This window comes from Nitrospira japonica (genome assembly GCF_900169565.1).
GTDB lineage: Bacteria > Nitrospirota > Nitrospiria > Nitrospirales > Nitrospiraceae > Nitrospira_C > Nitrospira_C japonica_A.
In genome coordinates this window covers 643,198-655,239 of record NZ_LT828648.1, presented here as the reverse complement: position 1 = coordinate 655,239, position 12,042 = coordinate 643,198, and the positions used below count along the sequence as shown (strand labels likewise).

Sequence of the window (12,042 nt, the reverse complement as noted above, 5' to 3'; positions counted from 1 at the left end):
TTTCCCGCGTTTTGTGCCCCGTTGGAGCCCCTCGGCTTTTCCCAGGAGCCGTGAGGCGAAGAGGAAAGCGAGTACCAGGATGTTTGGATCGTTCGGCTGGATGGAATTGCTCCTGATTCTGATCATCGTCTTGATCATTTTCGGGGCCGGCAAAATTCCACAACTCGGCGAAGGTCTTGGAAAAGCGATCAAAGGGTTCAAGAAAAGCGTGAATGAGGCGGATGCCATCGACGTCACGCCACCCCCCGATGCCCCACCGCCTGCACAACAGCAAGTCACGCAAAATCAATCGACGCCCTCGGCTGATGCTCCGGCACAGCAGGGGCAGCAAGTGAAACAAGGATAACGAAGAGGAGATGCGAAGCGTGAGCGTGAAGCGCGAAGCGCCAAGAGGAAACCGACGCTTCCCTCTGTTGCTTCCCGCGGGACGCGCCGCGTCTTACGCATGACCAAGCATGTTTGGGCTGGGTGCCGGCGAAATACTCATTATTCTGGTCATCGCCTTCTTACTGTTCGGCCCCAAACAGCTGCCTGAAGTCGGCCGGCAGGTCGGCAAGGCAGTCAAAGGTTTCAAGGAAACGGCGGAAGACCTCAGAAAATCGGTTGAGCCTGAACTCAACATGATTCAGCAGGAGGTCAAGATGGTCGAACAGGATTTCCAGGCCTCAATGAAGGAAGCCGAAGAGGAAATCAATGCGGCCACAACGCCGGTCGAAAAGCCGTCCGGATCCACGGAAACCGGCAATCACACTTGATCACGAATGATGCGGCCCAACGACGATAGCGGCCGAAACCAACCAGTCGGAACACCATGTTCTTGCGCCGCCTGAGCGACGCGCTAGGGACATGGATTACGGGAAGGGGGTGACCACCGCTCAACTGATCCGACGACGGCAGGGGCTGAGTACGGCGTCGTATTCAGGAAACTTGAAATTGCTGGCTCGGGTAGAGCGTTGGTGAGACAGTACCAGTCAAGAGTTGCAATCGTAGTAGCGGAAGGCGTGGGCACAACGGCTTTCCGGGCGAGTAACCGAAAAGGAAACTTGTCGATATGACACGCAGTTGGATGTCAAGTCGGCAGCCAGGCACTGTCGGTCAGGTGTTGGTTGCTATCCAATTCACAGGAGGAACGCTATGAGAAGCATCCTAGGTCGGACAGGGTGGGCCGGCGTGGCCACCTTCTTCAGCGCGGCCGTTATGGCAGCGGGCATCTCTCTCGTGAGTGTCCCAGCCCAGGCTGGTTTCGAGCTACCGGAAGGCGAACGGATTACGAACCTCCCCGCCATTCCTCGTGCGATGCCGCAAAAGGAAGCCTACGAAATCTACGACCCCGCGATCGGCCGAAACTTCGATATCAAGAACTTCTGGATGCGCGCCGATGTCCGTGTCCGTCCGGAAATGAGAAACGGCGTCTGCTTCGGTAACGCCATGCCCGGCAACCCGGGCAACGGTGCGTGTAACTCGTTCGGCGGCAATTCTGCCAACGGCACGGCTGGAAAGGCCAACGACTTCTTCGTCCAGCAAATGGTGCGGTTAGGTATCGGATACGATCTCTCGCCGGACGTGAATTTCTACATGGAAATCATCGATTCCGCGACCTGGGGCGGAAACGGCAACAATACGAACGCCGGTAACGGCGGCGACCCGCTGAATCACAACGGAGGAGTCGCGGGCGGCGGAGGAAACAACGGCCGCCTCGGTGTCCGGGCCGCCTACATGTTGGTCAGAAACCTGGGAGGTGTCCAGGGGTTGAGCATCAAGGCGGGTCGGCAATATGTCATCTTCGGCAACCATTCACTGTTCGGACACTTCGACTGGGCGAACACCGGCTACTCCCATGACGGTGTCATGATGAGCTACAGCACCAAGAGTTTCGATTCGTACCTCGGATGGTTCCGCAATTCGGAATCCGATATCGGACAGGCCGCTGCAGTGGGAAGTGGACAGAACAATATTTCCAATCCCGGTGGCAGCACGCTCAACAACGGCAGCGCCAATATCGACGCCGACATGATCATTTTCTACAATCAGTTGAAGTCGATCCCCGGCTTCCTGATCGAGCCGTTCTATGTGTACTACAAGAACAACTACAACTCTGCGGATAACGGGGCGCAGGGTCTCGGAACTGCCAAGCATTCGAACCAGACCCGTCACATGATCGGCAACCGGATCGAAATGCGGAAGGGCAACTTCGACGCCATCAACGAGATCGCGTGGCAGTTCGGTGAAATGGGTGCGACCGGAGCCAATGCGATTCAGAACGGCTATGGCAACCAGAAGAACCTTCACATCAATGCGTGGGCGACCAGAAACTGGGTCGGCTACACCCACTATCAGTCGGCCTGGAAGCCGCGCCTCGGCCTCAACTTTGACTATGCCTCGGGCGATGGCCGGTCCAATTGTACTCTTGCAGGAAGCAACACGAACTGCAGCACGGCCAACACCTTCGAGAACTTCTTCCCGACAAACCACATCCACATGGGTTACATGGACGTCCAGGCCTGGAAAAACATGTTGAGCCCCTCGGCCAACCTCCAGTTCCGGCCGTCGACCCGCGACCACGTGGAAGTGTGGTACACCAACCTGAATTTGGCGAATGCACGTGACAACTGGTATCGTGGTTCACAAGGCGTGTACGTCTTCTCCAAGAACGGTAATACGAAGACGCACATCGGCGACGAATTGGACGTCAGCTGGACCAGAATGTTTGCCGACGGCAAGGTGGCGTTCCAGGCCACGTATGGTCACCTCTGGGCCGGCGGGTACATTGCCGAGAACCTCGGAAACAGCACCGGCCAGGATTGGGCTTATGTCCAACTCTGGATGAACTTCTAGTAGGTGATCAGGGACGAGGAATCGTAGGGAACATGAATCCTTCACTCGTCACCCGTCATTCGTCATAGCAAAGGGAGACCGTCTATGAAACATACATTGATGTACGTACTGGGTGGAATGGCCCTCGCGGGAATGAGCTTGGTTACGGTGCCGGTGGTTCAGGCTGATGCCATATCTCTGACCAACGACGCGATCGTTGAACTGACCGACGCTCCCGGGCTCGGCAGACGGACGACCGTCGACCTCAATAAGCGTTGGGGGGCGGATGTGTCGGTCATCGCCAGCGCAACGGAGAAATTGCAGCAGGCATTGACCGAGGCGAAATCCGGCGGCAATGCCCGAGCCGTTCACCTGCTGGAGATGGCGGTGGATTTCGGCAAGGGCAGTATGCACAAGGAAGCCCGCCTGAAGGCGCAGGGGGCCTTGTACAATCTGTGCCAGACAGCCAGCAAGACCGACGCGCCCTGCGATAAGGCGCCGAAGTTCGGCAGCTACGTCGCGCCATAGGGCGTTGTGAGCCACGGGACGCGCAAGCTGCGCGTCCCGCGTGAGTGAAAAAACCCCGCTGAGAGTCATCCGATTCTCAGCGGGGTTTTTTCTCTTCCTGCGAGGGCACTTACTACCCGTGATCGACCGGGCACGGGTTGAGACCGATTCCCCAACGTCAGATCCTCCGGAAGTCCTCACCCTCTTCCATCATTTCTCCAGGCTCGGGTATAGTGCTCGTCAGTCCATCCTGTCGTGATCGCGACGATGACTCCACGAAATGTGCATTCAAGCAAGCCGAACGCAGGCGACGCCGTATGAGACGAGCCGAATTAAGTTTTGAGACGCTGCTCGAGGTGACAAACGTCCTCAATTCTCAGCGGGATCTCGAGAGCCTCTGGCAGGTGATTGCCGAGCAGATTCACGCGGTGATTCCATGGGACCGCGCGGGGATCACCCTATACGAGCCTGCGTCCAATACGTTTCGGTTTTATGCCGTGGCGATGCACATGGCCGAACCGGCGTTGCGTTCCGACGCGATCATTCCCTTTGAGGGAAGCGCCGTGGGATGGGTGTATACGAACCGGCGCGTGCATGTGCGTTCCAACCTGCAGCACAAACAGGAATTTCTGGAAGACGAGTACTACGTCCGGGAAGGGTTGGGACGGATGATCAATCTTCCGTTGATGATACGAGACCGCTGCCTCGGGACTCTCAATATCGGCAGCATCCAATCCGGCGAGGCGGAGCCGGTGGACCTCAAATTCCTGCAACAGGTGGCGACGCAGATCGCGTATGCCATCGACCACGTGCAGGCCTACGAACGGATCAAGCGGCTGACCGAACAGCTTCAGCACGAAAATGAGTATCTGGCCGCGGAGGTCAAAGCCAGTCGCATTCCCCAGCAGCTCATCGGAAAATCTCCCGTGTTTCAGAAGGTCCTGGATCTCGTTCGAACGGTGGCCGGAACGGCTGCGACGGTGTTGCTGTTGGGTGAAACAGGCACCGGAAAAGAGGTTGTGGCGAGAGCGGTCCATGACTTGAGCCCCCGCAGAAATCGGCCGTTCGTCCGGGTCAATTGTGCCGCACTTCCCGCCGGCCTCGTCGAAAGTGAGTTATTCGGGCACGAACGAGGCGCGTTTACGGGAGCTGATCAGCGTCGCCCCGGCCGCTTCGAACTCGCCAGCACAGGCACGCTCTTCTTGGACGAGATCGGCGAGATGCCCTTGGAAATGCAGGCCAAGCTCCTGCGGGTGTTGCAAGACGGCATTGTCGACCGGGTGGGCGGCACGCGGCCGGTGGAGGTCGACGTGCGGTTGGTGACGGCGACCAATGCGGATTTGGCCGTGGCCGTGCAGAAGGGCACGTTTCGGGCCGACTTGTATTATCGGCTCAATATTTTTCCGATCTCGATCCCCCCTCTTCGCGAGCGGCTCGAGGATATTCCGTTGCTCGCCCAGCACTTCTTGACGCGTGTGGGCAAAGGGGCGAAGCGGCCGGGCCTCCGGTTCGATCCTCAGTCACTCGATAAGCTGCTGTCGCACAGCTGGCCGGGGAATGTCCGAGAGCTTGAAAACGTGATCGAACGGGCCGCCATTCTCGCGCAGTCCGGTTTGGTGGAGATCGGCGATGGGATCTTATCGAAGCCGCCTCTTGCGCCGCCTCTTTCCAAAGAGAATCCCCTGAAGCTGGGCATGGTCGAGCGCAACCACATCGTGGAAGTTTTGGAAAAAGCCGGATGGCGGATCTATGGAGAAGGCGGTGCAGCCGAGCTGCTGGGAATGAATCCTGAGACACTGCGTAGCCGGCTCCGAAAGCTTGGTATTCGCCGCCCTTCCGCCAAAACGTCAGATGCGACAAACCTGCCCAGCGGCCTGTCGCCCGGCTGATACCTGTCTTGTGAATTTCGCCTTCCAGCGGTAACCACGACCACGCCGAAAATGATAGAGCCCGGTAACCGTTTTTATTAACGGTGCGCCACCGTTTTATATAACGTCACGCGAGCATCGCTTCCACATTATTTGTAAAAGGTACAAGTTTTTCAATGATGTAGCATTTATTGTGTTTGGCACCATCATTGCTGATGCACATTGGTAAATCAGCATTGCACACTCGACTCAACATCAAGCCGTGATGGAGGAATCATGAAACTCGAACGATGCGGACGCTATCTTGCCCTGGCGGTGTTCAGTGCGGCGACAGTGATGGGTGCGCAGGCGGCATCGGCCGCCTCCACGGATGTGACCGGTCAGGGTCAGCCGGTGCTGTGGCTCAGCGACCAGAAGTCGACGGCGTGGGTCGAAGAATTGATGGGACAGGTGCTCACCTATCAAACGTTGGCCGATAAGCAGGTGATCGAGGGGAATTATCAGCCGTATCTCGATCAAATGATCAAGGTGCGGAACCGCTATCGAGCCGGTGATCGGCGTGCCACCTATGACGGAGTGAATCAGTTCATGACCATGCTGGAGGTTCGTATGGGCGGGGTAGACGAGCACAGCGCCGAGGCGTTGTGGAACTTCTGTTATCGGGTCACTCCGGACGAGTATCACGCCCGCGATCGGCATGTGAGGGCCAAGGGAGAAGCCGAAGTGAACAAGGAGGAGGAGTTCTTGCGCGACATGGAGGAGCGGGCCAGTCTTTCCTTCTGACGATCGGCACTTCGTCCACCGTTCAGGCCGAATCCCCGCTCGGAATCATACGATTCTCAGCGGGGATTTTTGGGCTTCCGGAACGAAGAGCACGATCCGTTGGACCACTCGCCGTCCATGTTTGCTGAATGACGAGCAGAGTGTCTGTCTGGGCGCGCTCACTCCTGTGCGGACTGCTGGGTGCGTGTTTCGTCACCGGTCTGCCGACCGTGGCCGATGCCACCTTCGAAATCCCCGCGGGCGAGACCATCGTCGACCAGGACGGCATTCAGCGAGCCATTCCGCAAAAAGAGGCCTACGAGCTGTACGACCCGGCCATCGGCCGGAACTTCGATCTCAAGAATTTTTGGATGCGGGCCGACCTCCGGGTGCGGCCGGAATGGCGCAACGGCACCTGCTTCGGTGGCGCGTCTCCGATCGGCGGCGCTTGCAACAGTTTCGGCGGTTTCAATGGGGCCGGCGGAGCCAGCCCGACAAGCACGAACGGCCAGGCCGGTCTGGCCAATCCCGGGAAAAGCGCCAGCGACTTCTATATCCAGCAGTGGGCTCGGCTGGGCGTCGGCTACGATTTGTCTCCCGACGTCAATTTTTACATGGAAATCATCGACAGCGCGACCTGGGGCGCCAACGGCAGCAACCTGAACGGCGGGGACGGCGGCGATCCCTTGAATCACAACGGCGCAGTCTCCGGCGGCGCCGGAAACAACGGTCGCCTCGGTGTCCGGGCCGCCTATATGCTGATCCGTGATCTGGCCGGGGTCAGGGGTCTCGGTGTGAAGGCGGGCCGGCAATACTTGGTGTTCGGCAACAATTCACTGTTCGGCCACTTCGATTGGGCCAACACCGGCTATTCGCATGACGGCGTCATGATGAGCTACAGCACCAAGAAATTCGATTCATACCTGGGATGGTTCCGCAATTCGGAGTCCGATATCGGACAGGCCGCTCCGGTAGGCAGTGTACAGAATAATATTTCAAACCCCGGCGGCAACACGCTCAACAACGGCAGCGCCAATATCGACGCCGATATGATCATCTTCTACAACCAGTTGAAGTCGGTTTCAGGGTTTCTGATCGAGCCGTTCTATGTGTATTACAGGAATAACTACAATTCGGCAGACAACGCGGCGCAGGGTCTTGGTACTCCCAAGCATTCACAACAGATTCGGCACATGATCGGCAACCGCACGGAGCTACGAAGAGGGAACTGGGACGCCATCAACGAAACCGCCTGGCAGTTCGGGCACATGGCGGACGGGTTGGGGATCGACAATCAGCGCAACGTCAGCATCAACGCCTGGGCGACGCGAAACTGGCTTGGATATACCTGGTACGAATGGGAATGGAAGCCTCGCGTGGCCATCGGCTTCGACTATGCTTCCGGAGACGGAAACGCAAACTGTTCGGTGGGCGGGACGGCGCAGGCCGGTTATGCCTGCCGGACGGCCAATATATTCGAGAACTTTTTCCCCACCAACTTCATTCATACCGGGTTCATGCTCAACTCGGCCTGGAAGAATTCGATCCAGCCGCAAGTCAATATCCAGGCGAGGCCGAGTCGGCGTGACCATGTCGAACTTTGGGCGCAGATGCACTATCTGCCGAACGCGCGGGACAACTGGTATCGGGGATCGCAGAGCGTGCTGGTCTTTTCGAGGCCCGACAATACAACGAATCACGTGGGCAACGAAGTCGACGTCGCCTGGACCCGCATGTTCGCGGACGGCAAAGTGTCCCTGTCCGCCCTCTACGGCCACTTCTTTTCCGGCGCCTACGTCAGAAACAACCTCGGCACGAACAAAGACCAGGACTGGGGCGTCGTGCAGTTGTGGTTGAACTTCTAGCACACCGCTGAAACCGCGTCCGCTTCCGGAACCCCGGCGGTCGGCGTCGCCACGCCGACCTGCCACGTGCGGATTTATGGTCGAAGGTTCCCCGCCTTGCCGAACTGCATCTGCAATTCCTTGTAGGTCTGCGTCACCGGAAACTGGGGAAATTCCTTCGGAAGATGGTCGGGGGGCCGGAAGAAAAATCCCGCGTCGGCCTCGCCGAGCATGGCGGTATCGTTGTACGCGTCCCCTGCCGCCATGGTGAAGAAGTTCAAGGACTTGAATGCCGCGACCGAATGTTTTTTCTGATTCGGCATCCGCATGTGATGCGCGAGAATGTTCCCCCGCGGATCGATTTCCAACTGATTGCAAAAGAGCGTCGGAAAGTCCAACTGGCGCATGAGCGGCAAGGCGAACTGATAGAACGTATCCGAAAGGATGATCACCTGGCAGCGCTCGCGCAGCCATGCGACGAAGGCGGGCGCGCCTTCCAGCGGGCCCATCTTGTCGATCACCGCCTGGATATCCGCGATGGCGAGGCTATGTTCCTTGAGAATCGCCAGACGACGTTTCATCAACGCGTCGTAATCGGGCATTTCTCGCGTGGTGATCTTCAACTCCTCGATGCCGGTCTTCTGCGCGACGTTGATCCAAATTTCGGGTACCAGGACGCCTTCCAGGTCTAGACAGGCGATGACAGGCTTCTGCATGCTGCTCCTTTCACTGTGTGGATAGACGCGGAACTTTCGATCGCATAGTTGAGGCGCCGATCCGTTCGGCCGTGAACCTCACGGCTTGACCTTTCTGGCCTCGAATTCCTGGCTAAGAAAACGCCACATTTTATCCAGCAGTTCATCGATCAACTGGGATCCGGGCCACGTTCGGCCGGCTGGCCCGTTGTGCTTGCCGGCCCAGTCGAGCGCGACGGGGAGAGGAACGAGTCTGGGAGATGTTCCGGTCACGCTTGCCCACAACAGTCCCAAGATGGTTCCGATCCGCATGGAAACTGGCAATGCCACCACGGGGTTGTTCACGAGGTCCGCGCAGTATTCGGCCGGGGAGGTCACTTGCAGCTCACGACAGGCTGCGGGTCTGGCCTCATAAATGCCGCAGATCTCGTTTTCGAGAAACGGGCAGGGATGACGGAGCGCGTAATAGGCCCGGTTGAGCGGATCCAATTCCTCGTCGGAGACGGCCTTGCCGGCATCGGCGATCGCCCAAAGGCGATCCCACAATCCATGAGCTTCCAAGGTCATCCGGCTTTCCGCGAGACGCTCGGTCACCCGCATCCGCCGTTCGGCGGGAAGTTGTTCGATATAGTGCCTGAGGGCGAAAGCCTCCGGAGGCGAGACAGGGACGAGCATACGGCAACAGGCGGCGCAGCCCATCCGGCAGGAAATCGTCTGTCCCCTTTCACGGGCCTGATATTCCTCGAGGTGGCCCGCTTCCTCGCCCAATCGACGGGCGATCGGTACGACGGCGGTGATCGGAATGAATTCCGTCGGCACGTCGAGCGCGGTCGTTAAACGGCCGGCCGGCGTGTTCAACGTGACCTCAAATCGCTCCGTCATGCACTGCGTCTCCGAGCTTCGGCGGACGAACATCCGTGCGGGCCGAAACTTTCAATTGAATGGGCTGCCGCCGCTCGCGTCCCGCCGTTCATCAGCATCATAAGTAACCGTCCTCGAGAGGGTCAACCGATCAACGGGCGTCCGGGAAGGCCGATCCTGCATCGACGATGATCATGACACGTCTTGCTCCGTTATCCGGCAATCCTCATAATGTCGAAGAGGAGCGGGTATGGCCTGGTCGGGGCACGTGATCGGTTTATTGAAAGAGTATATGCACGATCTTGTCGAGCAGGCTCGGCAGGAATCCGACGCTGAGGCGTCTTTCGGGTTTGCGCCCGTGCCGTACCGGTCGGACCAGGCACTCTCGGATCTCTTGGCGATACTCGACGATCGCATCGAGTCCGAAGGCATGCAGGTCGGACTGCCGGCTGATTTTCTTCATGACATGTGGACTCAGTGCAACGAAGGGCGTAACTGGGTCAGTCAACGGGTCTGGCTGGAACTCAACAGCAACGACTCGACACAATCCAAGGCACGCATCCGCGAGCTCACCTATCGGGCGCTGGTGGATTTTCTTGAAGGGAGAACGTAGGGGTCATCGGATGAGCGGATGCGGGCGGGTCCGCTGCCGGCCGCGGCTCAGAGCTGTCCCATCAGACGATGGAAGAAGGCCCCCATGGTTTCCACGACCGCTTCCCTTGTGTGGGAGATGGCCGAGTCGGCGGGCAGGAGTTGGAACAGGGTCAAGTCTTCCGCGACGTCTCCCGGTCGGTTCCTGGAAAAATATCCGCACGGCACCGGCGTGACCCGAAAACCCTGTTTCTTGAACAGTGCGGCGGCGCGTGGAAGATGACTTGCCGAACTCACCAGGACGATCGAGGCATCCTGCAACAGTCGATGGGTTGCCGTCGCATTCTCATAGGTGTTTCTGGCCGTATTGTCGATGAGGATGACGTCATCCGGCACACCCAGCCGATTTGCCCATCGCTTCATTTCGACCGCTTCGATGGGGCCGGATCCGAAGACGCTGGCATCTCCTCCGGTCACGACCAATTTTGAGGCATAGCCGCGGAGATACAAATCGGCCCCGCAGGTGGTTCGCTCGCGAGATAGGGAGGTGAGATCGACGCTCGGGCGCAGCGTGCCGCGATCGAGAATGCCCCCACCCAACACGACGATCGCATCAAAAGGACGTTGTGCGGGTTCCGGTGTCGCCGGATAGACGGCTTCGAGCATGCCGATGAATTGCGAGGAAAGGAGCGGGCTGGAGATGAGGAGCAGGGTGAAGAGACAGGCGCATGAGCCGATCCGGGCCCAGCGCAATCTCGACGGGGTGGACGGGAGCAGCAGCAGCCACGTCGTCATGGTCAAAAGGATGACCACCCAGCTCAATGGATAGAGGACATACTTGGCCGTCTTATAGAGTCCGAACAGGAACGGCGTCAGTTCCATGAATGACCTCGATAGGGTAGGGCTCTTGCGAGAATATAGACCTGAACGCACGGGATATCATGGCCCGTGAGGAGTGTCGAATGAGCGCATCACGACGATACTGGTTGGTCAAGTCGGAACCGAGTGTCTTTTCCATTCGGGATTTGGCCAAGTCTCCCAAACAGCGCACCTCATGGGACGGAGTGCGTAACTACCAAGCCAGGAACTATATGCGGCAGATGGTACTGGGCGACCAGGTACTGTTCTACCATAGCAATGCCGATCCGCCTTGCATCGTCGGTATTGCGGAGGTGGTGCGCACGGCCTATGCCGATGACACGCAGTTCGACAAATCCAGCCATCACTATGATCCCGGCAGTTCGAAATCCGCTCCACGTTGGGACATGGTGGATCTTGGCTATCGGAGGGAGTTCCCTGTGTCCCTCTCCTTGGACCGATTGCGGGGAGAGCCGGACCTCAAGCGGATGGAACTGTTGAGGAAAGGATCTCGATTATCCGTCCAGCCCGTGACACCGTCGGAATGGAATTGCATTCTGGAATTGGCCGGTGTGGGAAAGAAAAATAGAAAGACCGGCTAGCTCTTGGCCTTTCCGTTGTCGAGATGACGGTGCTGCCAATCCAGCCAGGCATGGCCCAGCTCATGGGCGAGGATGTACCGTCGCCTGGTGACCGGGAGTCGCTTTCGTAGGTAGATGATCTTGAGCTCGTCATCCCAGATGCCGTCCGCATTGGGATCACGCCGATCCATTTCAGAATCGGACAGCTGGCGTACTGATATTCGATAACCGAATGGAAAGACCACTCGCGACGGGATACGCATGGATCGGCTCCTGTGGCCTCAGACAGCCTATCACAAATGGTATTCCGTCGGTCACGCGACGTTGCCTCTGATATCAGATGGTTACGTCATCCGGGTATGAGAGCAGCTTTCAGCGTGGATTGGGACTGATCAACAAGACACGTGTGGAGTTCTGCTGTCACCAGGCAGAAAAATCCGCATTATAATTGTGCGGTGACACACACACCGGTTGTCCGCCCCACACCGGCTGTCGAGAAGAGTCGTGCCATTCAGCCCGACAAATGACGTAATTCAGGAACTCCTCTTTTTTGAGGATTCCCCGGTGTGATTGCGCTCGCTCGGATGGCGCCTCTTCCAAGCCCCATAGGCAGAACGGACCACATATATGTGATTTTCAATGAAAATCTGCTCGACGATAT

At 58.0% G+C, this 12,042-nt stretch carries 13 protein-coding genes; 9 read left to right on the top strand and 4 right to left on the bottom strand.

The window, feature by feature from the left end:
* Positions 1-79: 79 nt before the first annotated feature.
* The 7 genes from tatA to NSJP_RS03200 all read left to right on the top strand — a co-directional run bounded on the left by tatA (position 80) and on the right by NSJP_RS03200 (position 7,816).
* A complete protein-coding gene (gene tatA, locus NSJP_RS19685) occupies positions 80-346 on the top strand; it encodes a twin-arginine translocase TatA/TatE family subunit (RefSeq protein ID WP_080885496.1) in 267 nt (88 codons plus the stop codon).
* 109 nt (positions 347-455) lie between these two features.
* Positions 456-755 (top strand): Sec-independent protein translocase subunit TatA/TatB, encoded by a 300-nt coding sequence (locus NSJP_RS03225; protein WP_080885495.1) that lies wholly within the window; start codon positions 456-458, stop codon positions 753-755.
* Positions 756-1,134: 379 nt separating this feature from the next.
* On the top strand, positions 1,135-2,835 hold the full coding sequence (locus NSJP_RS03220; protein WP_080885494.1) for an alginate export family protein: 1,701 nt from the start codon (positions 1,135-1,137) through the stop codon (positions 2,833-2,835).
* 84 nt (positions 2,836-2,919) lie between these two features.
* Positions 2,920-3,342, top strand: a complete 423-nt coding sequence (locus tag NSJP_RS03215; RefSeq protein ID WP_080885493.1) for a hypothetical protein — start codon at positions 2,920-2,922, stop codon at positions 3,340-3,342.
* A gap of 296 nt (positions 3,343-3,638) precedes the next feature.
* Positions 3,639-5,210, top strand: coding sequence for a sigma-54-dependent Fis family transcriptional regulator (locus NSJP_RS03210; RefSeq protein ID WP_080885492.1), 1,572 nt, complete (start codon positions 3,639-3,641; stop codon positions 5,208-5,210).
* Between the two features lie 255 nt (positions 5,211-5,465).
* Positions 5,466-5,972 (top strand): hypothetical protein, encoded by a 507-nt coding sequence (locus NSJP_RS03205; protein WP_080885491.1) that lies wholly within the window; start codon positions 5,466-5,468, stop codon positions 5,970-5,972.
* Positions 5,973-6,112: 140 nt separating this feature from the next.
* Positions 6,113-7,816 (top strand): alginate export family protein, encoded by a 1,704-nt coding sequence (locus NSJP_RS03200; RefSeq protein WP_231989475.1) that lies wholly within the window; start codon positions 6,113-6,115, stop codon positions 7,814-7,816.
* Positions 7,817-7,890: 74 nt separating this feature from the next.
* Here NSJP_RS03200 and thrH read toward each other — a convergent pair whose 3' ends face one another.
* Together thrH and NSJP_RS03190 are read right to left on the bottom strand one after the other, a co-directional pair.
* Entirely contained in the window at positions 7,891-8,511 is a 621-nt protein-coding gene (gene thrH, locus NSJP_RS03195; RefSeq protein ID WP_080885489.1) for a bifunctional phosphoserine phosphatase/homoserine phosphotransferase ThrH, read from the bottom strand.
* A gap of 78 nt (positions 8,512-8,589) precedes the next feature.
* Positions 8,590-9,372: a YkgJ family cysteine cluster protein gene (locus NSJP_RS03190; RefSeq protein ID WP_080888495.1), complete on the bottom strand. Its 783-nt coding sequence runs from the start codon at positions 9,370-9,372 to the stop codon at positions 8,590-8,592.
* Positions 9,373-9,601: 229 nt separating this feature from the next.
* Between NSJP_RS03190 and NSJP_RS03185 the strand changes: the two genes are divergently transcribed.
* The gene (locus NSJP_RS03185) at positions 9,602-9,964 is read left to right on the top strand and encodes a hypothetical protein (RefSeq protein WP_080885488.1); all 363 of its coding nucleotides are present in this window, start codon (positions 9,602-9,604) and stop codon (positions 9,962-9,964) included.
* A gap of 47 nt (positions 9,965-10,011) precedes the next feature.
* Here the strand turns inward: NSJP_RS03185 and NSJP_RS03180 are convergent, their stop codons facing one another.
* On the bottom strand, positions 10,012-10,824 hold the full coding sequence (locus tag NSJP_RS03180) for a YdcF family protein (RefSeq protein ID WP_080885487.1): 813 nt from the start codon (positions 10,822-10,824) through the stop codon (positions 10,012-10,014).
* An 80-nt stretch (positions 10,825-10,904) separates the two neighbouring features.
* Between NSJP_RS03180 and NSJP_RS03175 the strand changes: the two genes are divergently transcribed.
* Positions 10,905-11,402: an EVE domain-containing protein gene (locus NSJP_RS03175; RefSeq protein ID WP_080885486.1), complete on the top strand. Its 498-nt coding sequence runs from the start codon at positions 10,905-10,907 to the stop codon at positions 11,400-11,402.
* On the opposite strand, the gene NSJP_RS03170 is transcribed toward NSJP_RS03175, so the two are convergent.
* Positions 11,399-11,644 carry an ImmA/IrrE family metallo-endopeptidase gene (locus tag NSJP_RS03170; RefSeq protein WP_080885485.1) on the bottom strand — a complete coding sequence of 82 codons (246 nt, stop codon included), beginning with the start codon at positions 11,642-11,644 and terminating at the stop codon, positions 11,399-11,401. The genes NSJP_RS03175 and NSJP_RS03170 overlap by 4 nt on opposite strands.
* Positions 11,645-12,042 lie beyond the last annotated feature (398 nt).